Annotated in this window: 20 protein-coding genes and 1 tRNA gene; 12 read left to right on the forward strand and 9 right to left on the reverse strand. The window is 68.8% G+C overall.

The features are described from left to right. The 7 genes from VGV13_13980 to VGV13_14010 form a co-directional block, all read left to right on the forward strand. The coding region (locus VGV13_13980) for a toprim domain-containing protein (GenBank protein HEV8642205.1) at nt 1-1,075 on the forward strand (1,075 nt) is incomplete at its 5' end. Nucleotides 1,076-1,166: 91 nt separating this feature from the next. Next, on the forward strand, nt 1,167-3,605 hold the full coding sequence (gene gyrA, locus VGV13_13985; protein HEV8642206.1) for a DNA gyrase subunit A: 2,439 nt from the start codon (nt 1,167-1,169) through the stop codon (nt 3,603-3,605). 5 nt (nt 3,606-3,610) lie between these two features. Then, a complete protein-coding gene (gene serS / locus VGV13_13990) occupies nt 3,611-4,906 on the forward strand; it encodes a serine--tRNA ligase (protein HEV8642207.1) in 1,296 nt (431 codons plus the stop codon). 137 nt (nt 4,907-5,043) lie between these two features. After that, nucleotides 5,044-5,805 (forward strand): hypothetical protein, encoded by a 762-nt coding sequence (locus tag VGV13_13995; GenBank protein ID HEV8642208.1) that lies wholly within the window; start codon nt 5,044-5,046, stop codon nt 5,803-5,805. 10 nt (nt 5,806-5,815) lie between these two features. Continuing rightward, nucleotides 5,816-6,232, forward strand: a complete 417-nt coding sequence (locus VGV13_14000; GenBank protein HEV8642209.1) for a response regulator — start codon at nt 5,816-5,818, stop codon at nt 6,230-6,232. Nucleotides 6,233-6,327: 95 nt separating this feature from the next. Continuing rightward, nucleotides 6,328-6,765, forward strand: coding sequence for a hypothetical protein (locus tag VGV13_14005; protein HEV8642210.1), 438 nt, complete (start codon nt 6,328-6,330; stop codon nt 6,763-6,765). Nucleotides 6,766-7,683: 918 nt separating this feature from the next. Further along, nucleotides 7,684-7,772: transfer RNA gene (locus VGV13_14010), tRNA-Ser, on the forward strand. 14 nt (nt 7,773-7,786) lie between these two features. Here VGV13_14010 and VGV13_14015 read toward each other — a convergent pair. The 7 genes from VGV13_14015 to VGV13_14045 form a co-directional block, all read right to left on the reverse strand. Beyond that, nucleotides 7,787-8,263, reverse strand: a complete 477-nt coding sequence (locus VGV13_14015; GenBank protein HEV8642211.1) for an SRPBCC family protein — start codon at nt 8,261-8,263, stop codon at nt 7,787-7,789. Nucleotides 8,264-8,573: 310 nt separating this feature from the next. Next, on the reverse strand, nt 8,574-8,813 hold the full coding sequence (locus tag VGV13_14020; protein ID HEV8642212.1) for a hypothetical protein: 240 nt from the start codon (nt 8,811-8,813) through the stop codon (nt 8,574-8,576). A gap of 164 nt (nt 8,814-8,977) precedes the next feature. Next, on the reverse strand, nt 8,978-10,312 hold the full coding sequence (locus VGV13_14025) for an NAD(P)/FAD-dependent oxidoreductase (GenBank protein ID HEV8642213.1): 1,335 nt from the start codon (nt 10,310-10,312) through the stop codon (nt 8,978-8,980). 7 nt (nt 10,313-10,319) lie between these two features. Beyond that, a complete protein-coding gene (locus VGV13_14030) occupies nt 10,320-11,801 on the reverse strand; it encodes a class I adenylate-forming enzyme family protein (protein HEV8642214.1) in 1,482 nt (493 codons plus the stop codon). A gap of 7 nt (nt 11,802-11,808) precedes the next feature. Continuing rightward, nucleotides 11,809-13,032 (reverse strand): FAD-dependent oxidoreductase, encoded by a 1,224-nt coding sequence (locus VGV13_14035; protein ID HEV8642215.1) that lies wholly within the window; start codon nt 13,030-13,032, stop codon nt 11,809-11,811. Further along, nucleotides 13,017-14,330 carry a hypothetical protein gene (locus tag VGV13_14040; protein HEV8642216.1) on the reverse strand — a complete coding sequence of 438 codons (1,314 nt, stop codon included), beginning with the start codon at nt 14,328-14,330 and terminating at the stop codon, nt 13,017-13,019. Before VGV13_14040 ends, VGV13_14035 begins: the two co-directional genes overlap by 16 nt. Before the next feature lie 8 nt (nt 14,331-14,338). Beyond that, entirely contained in the window at nt 14,339-14,605 is a 267-nt protein-coding gene (locus tag VGV13_14045) for an acyl carrier protein (GenBank protein HEV8642217.1), read from the reverse strand. Nucleotides 14,606-14,700: 95 nt separating this feature from the next. Here VGV13_14045 and VGV13_14050 point away from each other — a divergent pair, with 95 nt between their 5' ends. Then, a complete protein-coding gene (locus VGV13_14050; GenBank protein HEV8642218.1) occupies nt 14,701-15,267 on the forward strand; it encodes an isoprenylcysteine carboxylmethyltransferase family protein in 567 nt (188 codons plus the stop codon). Here the strand turns inward: VGV13_14050 and VGV13_14055 are convergent. After that, on the reverse strand, nt 15,188-15,865 hold the full coding sequence (locus VGV13_14055; GenBank protein ID HEV8642219.1) for a nitroreductase family protein: 678 nt from the start codon (nt 15,863-15,865) through the stop codon (nt 15,188-15,190). The two genes, VGV13_14050 and VGV13_14055, sit on opposite strands and share 80 nt — an antisense overlap. A 144-nt stretch (nt 15,866-16,009) precedes the next feature. Between VGV13_14055 and VGV13_14060 the strand changes: the two genes are divergently transcribed. Next, nucleotides 16,010-16,642: a DUF1326 domain-containing protein gene (locus tag VGV13_14060; GenBank protein HEV8642220.1), complete on the forward strand. Its 633-nt coding sequence runs from the start codon at nt 16,010-16,012 to the stop codon at nt 16,640-16,642. Between the two features lie 65 nt (nt 16,643-16,707). Here VGV13_14060 and VGV13_14065 read toward each other — a convergent pair whose 3' ends face one another. Then, nucleotides 16,708-16,995, reverse strand: a complete 288-nt coding sequence (locus VGV13_14065) for a hypothetical protein (protein HEV8642221.1) — start codon at nt 16,993-16,995, stop codon at nt 16,708-16,710. Between the two features lie 292 nt (nt 16,996-17,287). Here VGV13_14065 and VGV13_14070 point away from each other — a divergent pair, with 292 nt between their 5' ends. Genes VGV13_14070 through VGV13_14080 form a run of 3 tightly spaced genes read left to right on the forward strand, consistent with a single transcriptional unit; the run spans nt 17,288 to nt 20,615 of the window. After that, the gene (locus VGV13_14070; GenBank protein HEV8642222.1) at nt 17,288-18,817 is read left to right on the forward strand and encodes an ABC transporter substrate-binding protein; all 1,530 of its coding nucleotides are present in this window, start codon (nt 17,288-17,290) and stop codon (nt 18,815-18,817) included. Nucleotides 18,818-18,820: 3 nt separating this feature from the next. Beyond that, a complete protein-coding gene (locus tag VGV13_14075; protein ID HEV8642223.1) occupies nt 18,821-19,765 on the forward strand; it encodes an ABC transporter permease in 945 nt (314 codons plus the stop codon). A 1-nt stretch (nt 19,766) separates the two neighbouring features. Further along, the gene (locus VGV13_14080) at nt 19,767-20,615 is read left to right on the forward strand and encodes an ABC transporter permease (GenBank protein ID HEV8642224.1); all 849 of its coding nucleotides are present in this window, start codon (nt 19,767-19,769) and stop codon (nt 20,613-20,615) included. The last annotated feature ends 114 nt before the right edge of the window (nt 20,616-20,729 follow it).

The raw sequence follows: 20,729 nt of genomic DNA on the forward strand, positions 1-20,729 counted from the left end.
CCGGCGGACCCAGGCCGTGCTGCCGCTGCGCGGCAAGATCATCAACGCGGAGAAGGCCCGCTACGACAAGGTCCTCTCCCACAACGAGATCCGCCTCCTCATCTCGGCGATGGGGACGGGCATCGGGCCCGAGGAGTTCGATGTCGCCAAGCTCCGCTACCACAAGATCATCCTGATGACGGACGCCGACGTCGACGGCGCCCATATCAGGACGCTGCTGCTCACCTTCTTCTTCCGCCACATGGTGGCGGTGATCGAGCGGGGCCACCTCTACATCGCCCAGCCGCCGCTGTTCAAGGTGAAGAAGGGCAAGGTCGAGAAGTACCTGATGTCCGAGCGCGAGTTCCAGGACTTCTTCCTCACGACGTGGGTGGAGACGGCCAGCGTGAAGGTGCCGGGGACGAGGGCACCGCTCACCGGCGAGCCGCTGCTGGAGCTGCTGCGCGGGGCCGCCGAATTCCAGGCGCTCTTCGGTAAGCTGGTCAAGCGGGGGGTGCCGGCGCCGATCCTCCGGGAGCTGCTCCGCACGAAGTTCCGGGGAACGAAGCGCGGCGTCGGCCACGCCGAAATCGGCGAGGCGCTGGTGGCGGCCGCGGCGGCCGTTAACGGCTTTACCGTGCACGTCCAGAACGGCGACAACGGCGACGGCCACACGGTGACGATCGCCGGCCCCCCCACCGTGTCGTTCAGCACCGATCTGTTCAAGTCCGCCGACTACGCGACGCTGCTGGAGCTCTGGGACAAGGTGGCGCCGCTCGCCAAAGGCTCCACGACGGTGAGCGAGGGCGAGGGGCGGGAGCGCCAGGTCAAGAGCGTCGAGGAGCTGTTGGGCGCGGCGCTGGAGCTGTCGCGCGCCGGGGCCAGCGTCCAACGCTACAAGGGGTTGGGCGAGATGAATCCCGAGCAACTCTGGGAGACGACGATGAACCCGGAGACGAGGACGCTGCTCAAGGTCACGATGGAAGACGCGGTGGGCGCCGACGAGATGTTCACGGTCCTCATGGGCGACGCCGTCGAGCCGCGGCGCGAGTTCATCGAGAAGCACGCGCTGGACGTCGCCAACCTCGACATCTGATTGTAGCGGGTGACGCGAGCTCGCCTCGAACCGAGGGTGGCCTGACCGAGCACGCGGGGCTCCGGATGCCCGATCGATAAGCAGGAGCACGATGCCGAACGAACGCCAGGTCCCGGTCCCGATCGAAGAGGAAATGCGGAAGTCCTACCTGGACTACGCCATGTCCGTCATCGTCGGCCGGGCGCTCCCCGACATTCGCGACGGCCTCAAGCCCGTGCATCGGCGGGTCCTCTACGCGATGAACGAGCTGGGGCTCAACTGGAACCGCGCGTACAAGAAAGCCGCCCGCGTGGTGGGCGAGGTCCTCGGCAAGTACCATCCCCACGGCGACTCGCCGGTCTACGAGGCGCTGGTGCGGATGGTGCAGGAGTTCTCTCTCCGCTATCCGCTGGTCGACGGGCAGGGCAACTTCGGCTCGATCGACGGCGACCCGCCGGCGGCCATGCGTTACACCGAGGTCCGCCTGGCCAAGATCGCTCACGAGATGCTCGCCGACATCGACAAGGAGACCGTCGACTTCGTCCCCAACTTCGACGAGTCGCTCCAGGAGCCGGTCGTCCTGCCCACGCGCGTGCCCAACCTCCTCGTCAACGGCTCGGCGGGCATCGCGGTCGGCATGGCGACGAACATCCCGCCCCACAACCTTTCCGAGATCGTCGACGCGCTGGTCATGCTGATCGACGACCCCGCCACGTCGATCGAGCAGCTCATGGGGGTGGTCAAGGGCCCCGACTTCCCGACCCGGGGCTACATCTACGGCCCTGGCGGGATCCGCGAGGCGTACACCACGGGCCGGGGCACGATCACGCTCCGGGCCAAGGCGCACGCCGAGAAGATGCGGGGCGGGCGCGAGGCCATCATCATCACCGAGCTGCCCTACCAGGTGAACAAGGCGGGCCTGATCGAAAAGATCTCCGAGCTCAGCGCGGAGAAGAAGATCGATGGCATCTCGGAGATCCGTGACGAGTCGAATCGGGAGGGCATCCGCGTCGTGCTCGAGCTGGGCCGTGGGGAGATTCCCCAGATCATCCTGAACCAGCTCCACAAGCACACCCAGATGCAGACGACCTTCGGCGTCATCATGCTGGCCCTGGTCGACCGGCGGCCCCAGATCGTCAACCTCAAGGAGATGCTGGAGGCCTTCGTCCGCTTCCGCCGCGAGATCGTCACACGGAGGACGCGCTTCGACCTGACCCGGGCCGAGGAAAAAGCCCACGTGCTGGCGGGCCTCCGCAAGGCGGTGGAGCACCTCGACCAGGTCATCCGCCTGATCCGCCAGGCCGAGAGCCCCGACGCCGCCAAGGAAGCGCTGATGAGCCGCCTGGAGCTCAGCGAGATCCAGGCCAAGGCCATCCTGGACATGCGGCTGCAGCGCCTGACCCAGCTCGAGCGCCACAAGGTGGTCGAGGAGCACGAGCAGACGCTGGCGCTGATCCAGGAGCTGACGGGCATCCTCGCCTCCGACGCGAAACTGATGGCCATCATCAAGCAGGAGCTGCTGGCTCTCAAGGAAGAGTACGGGGACGCCCGCCGGACGGAGATTCTGACGGAAACGGCCGAGCTCACGATCGAAGATCTCCTGGCCGACGAGGAGATGGTGGTCACCATCACCCGCTCCGGCTACATCAAGCGCACCCACATCGAGTCGTACCGGAGCCAGCGGCGCGGCGGCAAGGGCGTCACCGGCATGGAGACGAAAGAGGAGGACATCGTCGAAGACCTCTTCGTCGCCTCCACCCACTCGTACCTGCTCTTCTTCACGAACCTCGGCAAGGTCCACTGGCTCAAAGTGTACGAGATCCCCGAGGGCGGGCGCCAGGCCAAGGGCAAGGCGATGGTCAACCTCCTGTCGCTGGGCGAGGGCGAGCGGGTGGCGACCTGCGTGCCCGTGCGCGACTTCGCGGCCGGGGGCTACATCCTTTTCGTCACCAAGCAGGGCAAGGTGAAGAAGACGGAGCTGGAGGCCTACTCGCACCCGCGCGCCGGCGGCATCCAGGCCATCGGCCTGGACGACGGCGACGAGGTGATGGCGGCCCGGCGGACCGACGGGCGGCGCGAGGTGATGATCGCCACCAAGCTTGGCATGGCCATCCGGTTCACCGAGGAGGAGGCGCGCCCGATGGGGCGGGGCGCCGCCGGAGTTCGCGGCATCGAGCTGGACGAGGGCGACGAGGTCATCGCGGCCGAGGTGGTGCAGGAGGGTGTGACCATCCTTACCGTCACGGAACGAGGGTACGGAAAGCGAACGCCTCTGGAGGAGTACCGGCTGCAAGGCCGGGCCGGCAAGGGGATCATCGACATCAAGACGGGGGGCCGGAACGGCAACGTGGTGGGCATGCTGCAGATCCGCGACGAGGACGATATTCTGGTCGTCACCACCAAGGGCAAGCTGATCCGCATCCAGGCCCCCGACGTCTCCTCGCAGGGCCGGAACACGTGGGGCGTGCGCATCATCGAGCTGGAGGCCGACGACCGGGTCGGCTCGGTCGCGCGCGTGGAAGGCGAACAGACCACTCCCGAAGCGCAGTAGCAGCCGTGCTGGATTTGCGGCTGATCCGCGAGCAACCGGAAGCGGTCGAGCGGGCGCTGGCCACCCGCGGCGGCAGCGCCGCCGCGCTCATCAAGGAGCTGCTCGCCCGCGACGCCGAGCGCCGGCGGCTGATCAAAGACGCCGAGGAGCTCAAGGCCCTCCGCAACCGCGCCTCCGAGGCGATCGGCCAGGCCAAGCGGCGCGGCGAGGATGCCGCCGCCGAGCAGGGGCGGATGCGCGAGGTCGCCGACCGGATCAAGACGCTCGACGCCGACACCAAGGCCATCGACGACGAGATCGAGCGCCTGGTGCTCCAGCTCCCCAACCTCCCGCACCCTTCCGTGCCCGTGGGCGCCTCCGCCGAGGACAACCGTGAGGTCCGCCGGTGGGGCGAGCCCCGGCGGTTTCCGTTCCCGCCGAAACCGCACGAGGTGCTGGGGGAGACGCTGGGTCTCGACTTCGAGCGGGCGGGGAAGATCGCCAAGGCCCGCTTCACCGTGCTCTGGGGCGCGGCCGCCCGGCTCGAGCGCGCGCTCATCCAGCTCATGCTGGACCTGCACACGCGCGAGCACGGCTACACCGAGGTCTGGGTGCCGCACCTGGTGAACGCCCAGACGATGCTCGGCACCGGGCAACTGCCGAAATTCGAGGAGGACCTTTTCAAGACGAGCGAGCCCGAGGAGAACCGGACGCTCTACCTGATCCCCACCGCGGAAGTGCCGCTCACGGCGCTGCACGCCGGGGAGTTCCTGCCCGAGCGGACCCTGCCCCGCCGCTATGTCGCCTTCACCCCTTGCTACCGGCGGGAAGCGGGCACCTACGGCAAGGACACGAAGGGCATGATCCGGCAGCACCAGTTCGATAAGGTGGAGCTGGTGAAGGTCACGACGCCGGCGCAATCCTACGACGAGCTGGAATCGATGACCGGCAATGCCGAGGAGGTCCTGCGGCGCCTGGAGATCCCGTATCGGGTCGTCGCGCTCTGCACCGGCGACCTCGGCCCCAACGCGGCCATGACCTACGATCTCGAGGTCTGGCTGCCGGGGCAGGGCAGGTATCGCGAGATCTCCTCGTGCTCGAACTGCGAGGCGTACCAAGCGCGGCGGTCGGAGATCCGCTTTCGTCCCCACGGCGGGGGCCGGGCCGAGTATTGCCACACGCTCAACGGCTCCGGGCTCGCCGTGGGCCGCACGCTGATCGCCGTGCTCGAGAATTATCAGGAGGGGGACGGGACCGTGACGATCCCTGCGGCGCTCCGCCCCTACATGGATGGGCTCGAGCGCCTGACGCCGGTGGGGTAACGCCGACCCCGCTCGGCGAGCGCCGGGCGCGGGCCGCGGCCCGCCTCGCCGGCCTGTCCGGCGAGTGCTGGTACTTCGCGCTGCCGGGGCTCGAGAGCGAGCTCGAGCAGTTCGCGTTCGATCCGGCCGCGCGCCTGGTGCGCGTCGTCGATCCGCCCACCGAAGCCGAGCTGGCCGCCGCGCTGCGCGAGCCGCGGCTCTTCGCCGCTCTCGGCCGCTACATGCCGGCGCTGCGCTACGAGCTGGTCGTGGAGCGTAAGCTGGGCGCGACGCTCCCGGTGGCGATGAATCTCGCGGTGCTGATCGTGGCGGCCCTCCGCATCCGGACGGGCGGCGAGCTGGTCCTTCCCGCGTTTGCCGATTATTCCTGGTCGACGATCGCCGCCATCGTGGACGGTCGCTGCACGGCCGGTCTGCTCGAGGACGTCGCCCAGGTCCGGCGTGTCGGTGGACCGACCATCGTCACCGCCGCCGATCTCGAGTGGGTGTGGCCGCGACTGCCCGGCCTCGCCGATCTCCTGGAAGCCCCGCGCTTCCGGCTGGCCCTCGACGCGCTGGCCACCCACCGTCGGGAGGCCAACCCGCGGCTGGCGGCGGTGAAGCTCTGGGCCGGGAGTGAGGCATTGATGGCGTGCAACGTGGAACAGCGTGGCCGCCTGGCCGGTCGGGTCGCCGCCGCCCTCGAGCCGCACGGGCCTGGACGCCGCGAGCTCTACGAGCGCGTCACCGATCTCGAGGCCACGCGCGCGCGGGTGCTCCTGAGCGAGCTGCTCTCGCCGGACGACATCGACGGCCACCTGGGCGAAGTTCGCGCGCTGCTGGCGCGCCTGCTCCGGGCGATCGTCGACGCCGGCCGCCTGTCGTCTCCCGCCGCCCTCGATCAGTCGCTCTTCTGCTAGACTTCAATCAGTGGCCGACGCCCCCAAGCGCATCCTGATCATCGACGACGATGCCGCGCTGGTCGACGTCCTGCGCGAGTACATCGACACCCACTTCGCCCAGAACACCTACATCGTGGAGACGGCCGGGAACGGCCCCGACGGCCTCCGGGTGGTGCGCGGCCAGCGTCCCGACCTGGTCATTCTGGACATCGAGATGCCGGAGATGAACGGGGTGGAGGTGCTCAAGCAGATCCGCGCGATCGATCCGCGGATTCCGGTCATCATGCTGACCGGGACGGCCGACATGACGGCGACCGCGGCCACCCTGGAGCACGGGGCCGTGTCCTACGCTCCCAAGCCCCTGAATCTTCAATATCTCGATCACCTGCTCGCCCTGTACCTGACGCCACCCCGCGGGCGGCCATCGGGGCCGCCCCGACTCTAGCTTAGCTCGGAGCGAGGCGGCCGCGACCTCGTGGCCTTCCGGCCGGTGCGTTGGCGTGGGATTAAGGTGTATGATCCGGGGTCAGGAGATGTGATATGCGCCGAACGGTCGCTGTCCTGCTCGTCGCGGTCCTTCTCGTCGCGCTGGCCGCGCCCGCCGCTCAGGCCGGCAGTGCCGCCAAGATCGCCCTCGGGCTGGCCTCGTTCGCCGTCTTCAACCAGCTCTTCGCTCCGGCGCTCTATGCGCGGCCCGTGTACGCAGCGCCGGTCATCGTGAGCCAGCCCGCCGTGATCTACGCTGCGCCGGTCTACGCGTATCCGAGCGGGTATTCCGTCTACCCGAATCAGTACGTGGCCATTCAACCGCCTGCGCCCATGCCGACGGTCGTCCAGTACCCGCACGGCCGGTATGAGCTACGAGGCGATGGGGTCACGGTCGCCTATCACTGGGTGTGGATTCCCAATCCACCGCCCCCGCCTCCGCCGCCCCTCAGTTCCGCTCCGCCGAGCTACAGCGCACCCTCGCCGCGCTGAGGCGGATATACTCCTCGAGCGTCCAGCGTCAGCGGCGCCCCGCGCGCCCGGCCGGTCTCATGACCACCGTTGCGCGTTGGCGCGATAACGCTCCGGAATGTTGTTCAGGCGATCGGTCCAGTGCGCCTCGCCCTCCTCGTCGGTCCAACGGTAGATTTCGCCTGGGGACGCGGATGATCGCGGCTGCGCGGGCGGCATCGAGGACGAGTCGGCCGGCGGCGCTTTGGACGGCGGCTCTGGAGGCACGCCCGCTGGCGCCTCGGATGGAGGAGGGGGAGGTGGCTTCGGAATCCAGACCCACACGTACGGGGTCGTGACGCCATCTCCGCGGAGCTGGTACCACCCGGTTGGATGCTCGATGACAGTTGGTATGGGCGGGGGAGCCGGCGCCACACTCACGACGGGCGGCTGGGCATAGACGACGGGCGGCGGCTGGGCGTATACGATCGGCGGCGCGGACACGATGACTGGCGGTGCGGAGACGACGACCGGGAAGAACGGGCCGGTCACGATCGCTGGTGCCCCAAACTTGGGGAAGAAGTGCTGCCGGGGAACAAAGAAGTGGTGCCGGGGAACAATGGTCGTGACGACGCTCGGTGTCGGCGCCACAAAGATTCTCGGTCCTGGACGAACGACCACCGGGCTGGGCGAAGCAACGACAACGCGGCCGCGAGGGGAGACGACAACCACACCCCCACGCTGACCCCGCCCCCCTGCCCACGCTGAACTCGGCAGAAGGACGAGCCCCACCACGGCCATGATGAGGAGAGGGCGAGCGCGCTCCATCGGCGTCCCTCCCACCGCCCGCTTGGCGGTGTCGCCCCTAGTGTCCTCCGATTCGCGGCGCCGTCAAGCCGCCGAAACTGCCATCCCCTCGGAATTCGGTGGTGTATCGTAACTAACGATCAGGCTTGGCCTGGAGGGCTAGCCTCAACTGGTAAGGCAGTGGACTTGAAATCCACCGGGGCGCACGCCCCTTGGGGGTTCGAATCCCTCGCCCTCCGCCATCCTTTCGACGATGCTACGCGGCGCTGGGCCGCCGATGATCCGGCGGGATCTCTCCACGCCAGGCGCCGGTCTCCCGGCCGCGCGCCTCGATGAACTCCTTGAAGCGTTCCAGATCCCCCTCGACCCTGCTCGACACGACGCCGATAGCGTCGCCGACGTTTTCCACCGCGCCTTCGGGGTCGTACTCGAGCTGGAGCATCACCTTGGAGCGCGAGTCGCTGAGGCGGTGGAAGGTCACGACCCCCGCGTTGTGCGCCCCCTCACGGTTGCGCCACGCGATGCGTTCGTCCGGGCGCTGTTCGGTGATCTCCGCCTCCCACTCTTTCTCGCGCCCGCCAATCTCGGCCCGCCACCGCAGCCGCTTGTCGTCGAGCTGCTCGACCGCCTTGACGCCGTCCATGAACTTGGGGAACTCCTCGAACTGCGTCCACTGGTTGTAGGCCGTGGTCACCGGCACGTCTACCTCGATGGATTTCTCGATCGTGGCCATGTCGCCTCCCCCATTACGAGCGATGTCGGCGACTCCTGAGGTGCAAGGGCGGTGCCGACAGCGCAGGACTTCGCCGCGGTCGCGCGAGGCAAGGCGACTCACCATCGAGTAGGCCGAGATCGTTTTCGCCGGGAAGCTCGACGAGGTTCGCAGCGCGGTCGTCCGCATTGCAAAATTGACGCGGCGCCGGAGCGCGAACTCGCCCGCGCCACCGATCGAGCGCCGACGCGGAGGATCGGGGGTTCAGAAGGCCATGGCTTGGCACCGGAGGGCCTCGCCGGTGCTGCCGGCGGTGCTGTTCGCGACGCCCCTACTCGGTGAGGAAGACGACCGCGTGACCGCGCGCCGCCAACTCGGCGTCCACGTTAGGCCGGAGGAGCCGCCGATCGCCACGGCGCCGCTCGGAGTCTGTCGCACCTTGGCCCTGGCGACGCTCGCCAAAACGGCGATCACGGATCACCTGGAGGTGCTCGTTGTCGGACAGCTCCTGCAGCGCCCAGTCGTAGAGCGCCTCGTGGTGCTGAGCTACCAGGAACAGGCGTCGTCTCATCGTTGCCCCGGCTAGTGCCGTTCCAACTTGTTGATACTAAATCTGTCCACGAACGACGTACACGGTGCCTTCCTAGGCGCGAATAGTTGGAACGGCACTAGGGCGGGAAACTACGCCGGAGGCCGGGTGGTGTCAAGAGCCTCCGGTGCCATCGATCGCGCCCTTCACCGGATGGCCAGATCGGCGGGATCGACCCCCCGCAGCCCGTAGCGCCCCAGGAAGCGCAGCAGGCGCCGGCTGTAGCCTGACGTCGTACCCACTCCGGAGGCCTGCAGCGCGACGTGCCGCTCGATGTGATTCTGGGCCGCGCTCGCGACGAAGCCCGGTCGCTCCTGCGTCAAACCGCGCCCGGAGCGCAGGAGCGCCAGCATGCGCCCGTCGTAGAGATAGGCGACGAGCTCCATCCAGGCGTCCAGCATAGCGGTCTGGACATTGACATACGAGCGGAGCGCGAAGGCCAGCTCGGCCGGCAAAGGAATCGCTCGGCGCCGCACGAAGGGGATCAGGGCGTCGGCGACCAGCTCCGCCGAGCGCAGCGCGAGGAAGACGCCGGGGGAGAGCATCGGATCCACGAAGCCGAAGGCGTCTCCCACCATCACCCATCCGGGCCCGGCTCCCCGTTCCGAGATCAGCTGGTAGTTGGAGTAGGTGGCCACGGGGGTCACCCGCTTGCCTCCTCCGGCGGTCGAGGAGAGCCAGGGGTCGACCGCGATGGCCCGTTCGAGCCGCTCCTCCGGAGTGCGGCCCAGGCTGGCGGCATCCTCCCGGCCCAGCACGATTCCCACGGAGAGCCGGTCCTTGAGCGGGATGCGCCAGCTCCAGCCCGCGTGGAGGCGCGCAATCAGCACCTGACCCGGCTCCTCGTCCCAGCGGAAGCCTTCGTAGTGAGCGAAGTGCGCGACGTCGTTGCGCGGGCCGACCCGGGCCGGGATGTTCAGAGCCCGGGCGGCCTGCCGGGCGCGCCCGGTGGCGTCGACGATGAGGTCCGGCTGTCGACCCTGGAGCGAGGGCGCCGCCGCCACGGTGTCGCGGCTCAGCGTGAGCTCGGCTCCCGTCCCGTCGGGGGCGGCGGGCTCCAGCCGGGCGTGAGCCACGACCTTGTGAACCCCGGAGGCGACCGCCTTGGCCAGCAATGCCTCGTCGAATCGTGGGCGCGGGATGTTGTAGGCGTACGGCGGAACCGCCGGAGCGAAGCGCGCGAACCTGAAGCTGAAGCGATCGGCGGGCGACCAGGCGAAGGAGACGCCGGGCTTGAGGAGGCCGAGCTCCGCCGTCTCCTGCTCGATGTCCAGACGCTTCAAGATCGGCACCACGGCGGGCACGAGGGACTCTCCGACCAGCAACGCCGGGTGCCGGCCGTGGTCGAACAGCGTGACGTCGGCCCCCTGGCGCGCGAGGAGAATGGCCAGCGCGGATCCGGCCGGGCCGGCGCCGACGATCGCCACGCTCAGGGCGGAGGACGCGCCCGCTCGCCGCGCGGAATCGCGGAGGGTGCTCATCAGCGGGCTACGGACGCTCGACGCGCATCGCGGCCGCGTCCGGCATCGCCGGCCCTCGGAGGATCTTGCCTCCCGGCGTCTTGGGCAGGGCCTCGACCACCGTGAACTCGAGGGGCACCTTGTACGTGGAGAGGGCGCGGGAGCAATGGGCGCTGAGCGCAGCCAGGTCGCAGCCGGGCGAGTCCAGGACGACCTCCGCGCAGGGCACCGCGCCCAGGTGGGCGTGTGGCCGGCCGTACACCCTGGACTCCTTGACCCCCGGGAACTGGTTGATGCACTCCTCCACCTCCTCGGGGAAGAACTTCAGGCCCGCCACGAAGATGACGGTCTTCTTGCGGCCCTTGAGGTGGAGAGCGCCAGCCTCATCCCGCCAGCCGATGTCGCCGGTCAGGAACCAGCCGTCCTGGGTGATCTGGTCGCGAAGCACCCACGGGGCATAGTACGCGGAGAAGAGGCCGTCGCCGCGCACCGCGATTTCTCCCAGCGCCCCCCTGGCCAGACGTTCGCCCTCATCCGAGAAGACGGCGACGTCGTAGCCGGGAACGGGGCGGCCCACGGAGGTGGCCGGGAGCCCGTCGGATCTCAGATTGATGCAGGGCAGGCCCGCCTCGATGATCCCGTAGGCCTGGCCGACCGCGACGCCGTAGACCGATTCGAAGCGCTCCATCACGGCGGCCGTGATGGGGGCGCTGGTGGAGAGGGTCAGGCGTACGCTCGCCAGCGGCGCCGGCTTCAGGTTTCCCATCCGCTCGAAGTGGAGCGGGGAGGCATAGAACACGCTGGCTCGAAATCGCTGGATCGCGTCGACCAGCGCCCCGGGCAGCGTGTCGGGGCACATCAGCATGTGCGCCCCGGCTCTCACGTAGGCCACGATGGTCACCGCGAAGTGATAGGCCAGCGGCAGCACCCAGAGGATACGGTCCTCCTCGCTCAGGCGGAGCACGCGGTCGGCGGCCTCGATCCGGGCGGCGGTGGCCTCGTGGGACAGCACGACCCCTTTGCTGCTGGCGGTGGTCCCGGACGTGAACCGCACGAAGGCCGGATTCAACTGCCGGAACCCCGCGGCGCCCTCCGCGCCGCGATTGGTCCACTGGAACGTGAACCCGTCGCCCGCGCCGCCCGACAGGATCGCGGGGCTCTGCCCATCCGGCAGCGGAGCCGCCTTGGGCCAGGACAGGCAGCCGTTCACGTCGACCTCCCGGAAGATCCGCGCCAGCTCCGCGGGCGTGAGATTGGTGGCCAGCGGGGTCAGGCAGGCGCCGGTGGCCAGCAGGCCGAAGGCGGCGGGCAGGTAGGCCAGACCGTTCGGGGCCAGGAGTCCGATGCGCTGGCCCGGCTCGACGCCCTGGGCGACCAGAAACGTGGCGACCCGCTCCGCCTCTCGAGCGAGCTCTCCGTAGCTCAGCGAGCGGCCCGAGCGCACGTCGGTCGCCGCCGGACGGCCCGCGTGCCGCTCCGCCGCGGAGTAGAGGAACTCCGCCAGGTTCATCGTGCCACTATCGCCCCTCGGCCACGCGGGCGGCCATCACCCCGACCGCTTCCCCCATCGCCAGACAGGTTCCGATCACGCGGGCGGAGCCCAGGGCGTCATGCGTAGCGCTCATGCAGCGGCCTGCCACGAAGAGGTTGCCGAAGTCGCGCGCCTGGAGGCAGCGGCGCGGGATGTCATAGGTCTGCCCGTCCTCCAGATACTCGTAGGTCGCTCCGAGCTGTCCCTCCACCCACAGCTCGATGGGCCAGCTCGCCCGGGCCACACCGTCCTCGAACGTGCGTCCGGACAGGACGTCCTCGCGCGTGAGCTGATAGCGGCCGATCACGCGGCGGCTCTCGCGAACGCCGACCTGGGGCGCGGTGTGGGACACGAACGCTCGCGCGAACGCGGGCATCGTCCGGAGGAACTCGGTGACGGCCAGCGCGCGCTTTCGCCCTTCCTGCTCGGCCACCGTCATCAGGTCGCGGCCCTCCGAGAGCTCGTTCACGATTCCGCCCAGGGCCAGCTTGCAGATGACCTCCCCGGGCTGGGGCGACGGCCGCAGGGCGAGATTCGAGGAGCCTTTGGGCAGCAGCCCCTCGCGCTCGGCGGCCACCAGGGCCCGGAGCAGCGCCAGACGGGCGCCCGTTCCCAGGGCCGCGGTGTCCACCTGCTGGAGGGCGAAGACCAGGGAAGGCAACTGTCGTTCGGACACCGGTGATGTCTCCGTGGCCGCGCCGGCCCGGTTGGCCACCACGGCGTCGCCGCTCGTGTCGACGACCGCGGCCGCCCTCAGCTCGATGGTGCGTTCCCAGTTGGCGATGCGCAGTGATTCGATCCGGCCCTCCCTGGTCTCCACCGTCACGAGGTAGGCGTGGAGGTAGACGTCGAGGTCGGTGGCCGCGGTCGTGAGCTCGTCAGCCAGGCACGTGAATGCGAAGGGGGAATAGGGGAGGACGAAGGTCGGCCCGCGGCGGGACGGCTTCTCGCAGCCCGGCATCGCGCTGAGCCGCTGGGCGAACAGCTCGGGGAAGCCCTCGTTGAGCGGCTCCGGAGGCCCGGACTGCGAAGTTCGGTAGAGCCCGCAGATCGTGCTGACCATGCCAGCGGTAGCCATGCCTCCGAGAAAGCCGTAGCGCTCGACGAGCGCGGTGCGCGCGCCGCCGCTCGCGGCCGCCACGGCGGCGGCCAGTCCGGCGGCGCCGCCGCCCACGACCACGACATCGTAGTTCATCAGGCTCTGGTCCACCCCAGCCCTTCGCGGATGACCTCGACGATCCGCGCCACCTCGTCCTCGTCGACCGCGCCCTCGATCCAGGAGGCGACGATGTTGTTCCGGGCCGCACAGCGATTGAAGAATACCCCGATTCCGGGGCGGGGGAGGACGGCCGGGGCATGGTACGCGTTCACGACGCGCCGGCCGAACAAAGTCTGGAGGCTCGGGGGGAAGTCCGTCATGTCCGCGCAGTTGAAGGAGAAGGTCTCGCGGCCCGCGGTCCACGGCAGCTTGCGCAGCATCATCGAGAGCGGGCGGTATTTCAAAAACTCCATGGCCACCGCGTTGGCCTCGATCTGTCCGTTGCGGAGCGCGTCCGCCATCTGGTGGCGTAGAGCCCTGGCCAGGCCCGAGACATCGGCGGTCTCGGACGGCTTGAACCGGGCAAAGTGGAAGGCGAGCGAGTTGCCGAAGGTCGGCCCGGGATCGCCCTTGGGCCGCAAGTCTACCGAGATCGGGAGCAGAAAGGGGACGTCGGGCAGATGTCGCCGCCCCCAGAGCTCGGCCATGGCCTTGCCCACCAGGGCGAGCCGCCAGCAGATCTCCCGCGTCGCGCGGGAGCCGTTCATGGAGGTCGTGCCCCCCAGGAAGCTCTCTTGCCGGAAGCGGGCGCGTCCGGGCGAGGTGAGGGCCGTTCCCGGGGAGACTGGAGGCACGGGCGCCAGGGTCCGCATGTAGCGGACGCTCCTGCTGGCCAGTCGCCCGCGCTCCCTGAGCGGCCTGGCCTCCGGGCTCGGAACGAACTGCGGAAGGGCGTCTCCCCAGGGCGCCGGGCCTTCGTGCTGGTCGAGGTGGGCCAGATGCACCAGGAGGTTCTGCCCGCCGCGGGGGTCCATGAGGGGGTGGCACCACGTCAACGCCAGGAAGCCCTGCGCGGTGCCTGGGTCCCGTCCGCAGTCGACGATCAAGGCGCGGAGGGGCGGATCGCGCCGCGGATCGATCGACGCGTTGAGCTCCGCCTCCAGCTCGCGGTGAACCTCTTCGCGCGATTCGACCGAGCGATGGCGCACCGGTGGGGGCGAGAGCGAGCCGCGCGAGCCGGCAACCCAGGCCAGCTGGCCCCACGGGAAGCCACGCCGGAGGCGCGCCGCGGGCCAGGGGCACACATCCAGGAACCGGTCGAGGGCCCGACGGATCCGCTCGGGGGCGATGGGCCCGTCGCACTGAACGACCAGGAGCGTGTTGTTGCTCGGCTCCGCGTTCCTCCAGAGCGACTGCATCGCGATGAGGACGAGATCCGCGCCACGCAACGGGAGCCGACGGCTGGCCACGATGCTCGCTAGGCCGACAGATGCCGGCAGATATAGTTCGCCAGGGCCCGGGGGGAGACGAGGTTCTCTTCCACGAGGTCCTGGTCAGGCATCCAGAACCCGAACGTCGCCTCGATGAAGACGAGGACCTTCAACAGGGCCATGGAGTCGACGCCGGCCGCCTCGAACGCGTCGTCCGGCTGGATCGAACGGCCGCGAGCCATGATGGTGGTGTTGACGAACGCGGTCAGGATCTTGGCGACCTGGTCGGGATCGACCACAACACTCTGGCGCAAGGCGGTTTGACACTACAGCCATTGGAGGGACCAGGTCAATCCAGGTTCGGGTCCAGGCCCTTGACGGGCTGGCGCCGGCCGAAGGAGGCTACACTATGCCGGCCCCAATGGTCATCATCAAGACGCTGATCTTCATCATCCTCGTGCCGGGAACGGTGACGGTCGGCATCCCCTATCTGCTGCTCTCATCCGGCTGGTGGCGCGACTCGTACGAGAGCGGTGGCTTCCGGCTGGTCGGGATTCTTCCCATCGCGCTCGGCGCGATCACCTATTTTCGGTGCGCCTGGGATTTCGCCTTCGACGGCAACGGCACTCCCGCGCCCCTCGATCCGCCGAGGATGCTGGTGTCGAGAGGGTTGTACCGGATGGTGCGGAACCCCATGTACTTGGGGGTCGGATTCGTTCTGGTGGGGGAGGCCATTGTCTTCCAGTCCGTCGCCCTGTTTGTCTATGCGCTCGTCGTCTGGCTGTGGCTCCACGTCCTCGTCCTCTGGTACGAAGAGCCAACGCTGAGGCGGAGTTTCGGACGATCCTACGACGAGTATTGCCAGACCGTGCCGCGGTGGATTCCGCGCCTCGGGCTCAGTTCCGGCGCCGGGCCGTCAGCGGCTGGCCGCCCCAGCGCTCGAGCATCACGAACTCCGGGACGGCCTTGCGCGTGAGCTTGGTGAGCTGCTTGACCGGCCGGCCCAGCGGCATGACCGCGCACACGGCCACGTGCCGGGGGATGCCCAGGAGCTCCTGCAGCTTCGGTTCCTGGGCCACCGCCAGCGTGGTGATGGTCCCGCCGAACCCTTCCTGACGCGCGGCCAGCAGGATGTTCCATGCGAAGGGATAGACCGAGGCTCCGCTCACGACCCCGACCCTCGCCAGGTCCTGGTCCGTGGACGCCACCACTTTGAGATCGACGCAGACCACGAGGACCACCGCCGCCCGCAGCAGCGGCTCCGTCAAGCGGGCGGGCGCCGCGGTCCGCTCGATGGCGGCGGCGTCGACCGAGGTCGGGTCGATGGTGTTCCAGGGGTTCTCGCCGGCCTTGACCTGCGCCGCGTAGCGCTTGGCGGCCGGGGCGGCCAGCGCGGCCAGGGCCTCCCGGGTGGCGCGATCGCGGACGACCAGCACACGCCACCCCTGGCGGTTGCCGCCACTGGGCGCGAAGCGCGCGTTGTCCAGGATCTTGAAGAGCGTTTCGTCGGGCAGCAGGTCACCGGTGAATTCGCGCACGGCAAAGGTGGTGCGCATGACGTCGTAGAGCTCCATGCGATCCCTCCTGAACGCCACTCGAAGATACACCGGAGGGGGAGGTTTCTTGACAGGGTGTCGGCGGGGATCCTATAGTCCGGCCCGCGCCCTCGCCAGGCTCGTGAACCATTGGGCGATCTCATCCTCATCAGGAGGTGACCCGTGCCGACCGCACCTGCCGGAAAGAAGACCCGCTGGTACCTGAAAGGTCAGGGCTACGAGTTCTGCAACTGCGACTTCGGCTGCGGCTGCAACTTCGGGGGCTTCCCCAACTCGAAGGACGGCAGCTGTCGGGCGTTCGTGGGGCTGAACATCAAGGACGGGGCCTGCGGCACCGTGCGCCTGGCCCGCGTCAAGTGCGCCAGCATCTTGGCCTGGCCGAAGGCCATCCACGAGGGAAACGGCAAGGCCGTCTTCGTGGTCGAGCCCGCCGCCAGCGAGGAGCAGGTGGAGGCTCTCGGCCAGATCTTCACCGGAAAGCTTGGAGGCCTGCCCTGGGAACTCCTGGGCACGACCTTTACGGTCCTCGGCGTCGTCAAAGCCAAGATCACGATCGAAGGCAAGGGCCGCCAGAGCGCCTTTCGCGCCGAGGGCGTCGGTGAGGGGCGAGGAGGCACCTTCAAAAACCCGGTGACCGGGGAAGAACATCGCGCCGAGGTCCACCTGCCCGAGGGCTTTATCTGGAAGAAGGGCGAGTGCGGTGAGGGGTCATTTCGGGCGACGGCGGCCGGGCTCTCGGTGGCCTCCGACAAGAGCAACTGGATCTACTACGGGTTCGACTGGTCGAACCGTTAGGCGAAGGCGCTGGGAACGATGGCCGCCGCCGGCGGACGCGCCGACGACGGCCACCCGGACGTTCACTACTTCAGGCGGCGGCGCAGCGCGGCAGCGCCGACGAGACCGGCGCCGACGACCAGCAGGGTGAGCGGCTCTGACGCCGCGACCGAGACCCCCGGGGCCTGCGTGGTCCCGCAGCCATGGGGGTGGTGCTTGCAGTGACCAGGGGCGTTGAACGCCGGGACGGTGCCGCCCGGGGTGCCGTCGTGCTGATGGCCCTGTCCCCGGTGGTTGTGGCCGTGATGGGCCGCGGCCGGCGCGAAGGCCAGCAGGATCGCGGCGACCGCGATGGCGAAGCGCGTGATGAACATTTAAGGCCTCCTTCTCGGATGCCCGCAAGGGCAGTCTGAAGGATGTCAAGGCAAGGCGAGTGCCGGAGCCTCCTACCGACGCAAATGGATGCGGCTTTTCGCACCGATGGCTTCACGGGGCTCACCGATCGGCCTTTCACCGCATGCAGAACAGTGTCAATGGATGGGCAGGTCGTTGCAGGGCGAGGGTAAATCTTGCGTGTTCTGGGGGCGTCGTCTGCACCGTCGGCGTCATGGCGACGGAGGCGACCGATGGTGTACGATGCTGCCCCGGCGTGAGGGAGGTTCGACGATGAAGGCTTGGCGTACGCTGGCGATGATGCTCGCGGTCTGCGCGCTCGCCGCGCCGGATTGGACGGCGGTGCCCGCCCAGGCGCAGGTCCGCGGCGGGACGATCCGGATCGGCATGGACGCCGACAACACCACCATGGATCCCCACCGCTCCACGGCGGCGGTCGACCGGCAGGTCTACAACAACATTTACGGCAAGCTCGTCGACATCGATTCCAAGTTTGGCATCGTGCCCCAGCTGGCCCAATCCTGGGACGTCAAGAACGGCGGGCTCACCTACGTCTTCAAGCTCCGCCGCGGCGTCAAGTTTCACGACGGCACCGACTTCAACGCCGAGAGCGTGAAGTGGAACTTCGACCGGATGCGCGATCCGGCGCTGGCCTCGCCGCGCCGGAGCGAGATCGCGCCGGTCAAGGACGTCAAGGTCGTCGACCCCTCCACGGTCGAGATCGCGCTGAGCGCGCCCTTCACGCCGTTCCTGTCGGTGCTCAGCGACCGCGCGGGCATGATGGTCTCGCGGGCCGCGGTCGAGAAGTACAAGGATGATTTCGCGCGCAACCCCGTCGGCACCGGCCCCTTCCGCTTCGTCGAGTGGGTGAAGGACGATCACCTGACGCTCCGCCGCTTCGACGGCTACTGGGAAAAGGGCCTGCCCCACCTCGACGAGGTGGTGTACCGGCCGATCCCCGACTCGTCCGTGCGCTTCACCGCCATGCGCACGGGCCAGATCGACTTCATGCACCAGATCCACCCCAAAGACGTCGCCGCCGCCAAGGCCGAGCGCGGCCTTCGGGTCAGCGAGATCCCGAGCCTCTGGTGGCAGGGCATCCACCTCAACAACCAGGTGGCGCCGTTCAGCGCCAAAGCGCTGCGGCAGGCGATCTGGTACGCGGTGGACCGGCCGGTCATCCAGCGCGTCGTCTACTACAACCAGGGCGGGCCCGCCTGGAGCCCGTTCCCGCCGAGCATGTGGGCCCAGGATCGTGACTTCACCGACTGGCGGCGCGACCCCGCCAAGGCCAGGGCCAAGCTGGCCGAGGGGGGGATGCCCAACGGCCTCTCGTTCACGATCAAGGGGTGGAACCAGCCGACGCAGGTCCAGGAGCTCCAGATCATCCAGGTCCAGCTCAAGGAGATCGGCGTGGACATGAAGATCGAGCTCCTCGAGTTCGGCAAGCTGCTGGCCGATCTGAACGGCCACAACTTCGTCGCCCTGCGCCTGGGCTGGTCGGGGCGGCCGGACCCCGACGGCAACGCCCACGTGTTCCTGCACTCCAAGGGGGGCCTCAACCGCGTCCGCTACGGCAATCCGAAGATGGACGAGCTGCTCGATCAGGCGCGCAGCGAGGCCGACCAGGCCAAGCGCAAGGCGCTCTACACCCAGGTCACGCGTCTCGGCGCCGAGGATGCGCCCTACATCTGGCTCCATCACGACGCCGAGGTGAAGGTGTGGGCGGAGCAGGTGAAGGGCTTCGAGCACATCTCGGACGGCATGATCCGGCTCAAGGGAGTCTGGCTCGAGAAGCGCTGACGCGTGCTGACGTTCGTCGGCCGCCGCCTGCTCGCGACGATCCCGCTGCTGTTCTTGGTGAGCTTGGTGGTCTTCTCGTTCGTCCACGTCCTGCCCGGCGATCCCGCCGTCCTCTTCCTCGGCGAAGAGGCCACGCCGGAGACGCTGGCCCAGTTCCGGACCCGCCTGGGCTTCGATCGACCGCTCACCGCCCAATACGCCGAGTGGCTGGGCGGCGCGCTGCAGGGCAACCTGGGCCGCTCGCTGCGCACGAATCAGCCGGTGACCGAAGCGATCCTCCAGCGCCTGCCCGTGACGCTGGAGCTGCTGGCCGCCGCGCTCCTGGTGTCGCTGGCCATCGCCATCCCGATGGGCATCGTCTCGGCGGTCAAGCGCAACTCGGGCGTGGATCTGATGAGCACAGTGTTCGCCCTCGTCGGCTTCTCCATGCCCAACTTCTGGCTGGGCCTGATCCTCATCTACGTCTTCGCCCTTTTCCTGCGATGGCTGCCGCCCTCGGGGTTCGTGCCGCTCCCGGCCGACCTCGCCGACAACCTGCGCTCGCTGATCCTGCCGGCCATCACCCTGGGCACCGCGCTGGCGGCCCTGGTGACGCGGCAGCTCCGCTCGGGGATGCTCGAGGTGCTCCGGCAGGACTACGTGCGGACGGCGCAGGCCAAGGGGCTGAGCCAGCGTCTGGTGGTCGGCAAGCACGCGCTGAAGAACGCGCTGATCGCCGTGGTGACCGTGGTGGGGCTGCAGATCGGCGGCTTGCTCGGCAACACCATCATCACCGAGACGCTCTTCGCGCTCCCCGGCGTGGGACGGCTGATGATCGACGCCATCTTCAGCCGCGACTTCTTCATCGTCCAGGGCGTCATTCTCTTCCTGGCGGTGGGGTACGTCCTCTCCAACCTGGTGGTGGACGTCGTCTACTCCTACCTCGATCCGCGCATCCGCCTGCGCTGACATGGACGCCGGGAGCCTCAGCCGGATCGCGCTCCGCCAGTTCCGCCGGAGCGTCGTGGGCCTCGTGGGGGCCGCGCTGGTCGCCGTCTTCCTGCTGGTGACCGCGGCGGCGCCCTGGCTCGCCCCCTACGATCCGGTGGCCGCGGACTTCGCCGACGTGCTGTCGCCGCCGTCCTGGCGGCATCCGTTCGGCACCGACGACATCGGCCGCGACATCCTGAGCCGCCTCCTTCACGGCAGCCTCGTGTCGCTGGAGGCGGGGCTGTTCACGGTGGCGGTGGCGCTCACGATCGGCCTGCCCCTGGGCCTGGCGGCGGGCTTCTTCGGCGGCCGCGTCGACGACCTCATCATGCGGGGCATCGAGGTGATCCTGTCGTTCCCGACGCTGGTCCTGGCCCTGGGCATCACCGCGGTGCTGGGTCCGAAGCTCATCCACGCGCTCTTCGCGATTGGGATCGTCTTCGTCCCCCACTTCGCGCGGCTGCTCCGCGGGCAGGTCCTCTCGGTGCGTGAGAACGACTTCGTGGCGGCGGCGCGGGCGCTGGGCGCGACCGACCTCCGCGTGATGCGCCTGCACGTCCTGCCGAACTGCCTGGCGCCCATCCTGGTGCAGTCGTCGTTCTCGATCGCCTTCGCGATCCTCACCGAAGCGGCGCTCTCGTTCCTGGGGCTCGGCACCCAGCCACCGACGCCCAGCTGGGGGATCATGCTGTCGACGGGGCGCGGCTACCTCGAGCAGGCCCCGTGGCTGGGTGCCTTTCCCGGCCTGGCCATCTTCCTGACCGTGCTCGGCTTCAACCTGCTCGGCGACGGCATCCGCGACGCCCTCGATCCGCGGCTGAAGACCTAGTGCCGTTCCAACTATTCGCGCCTAGGAAGGCACCGTGTACGTCGTTCGTGGACAGATTTAGTATCAACAAGTTGGAACGGCACTAGGGGGATCGCCGCCCCGGCTCAGGCCGCC

This window comes from Candidatus Methylomirabilota bacterium, from assembly GCA_036001065.1.
In the GTDB taxonomy this organism is placed as follows: Bacteria; Methylomirabilota; Methylomirabilia; order Rokubacteriales; family CSP1-6; genus MNEF01.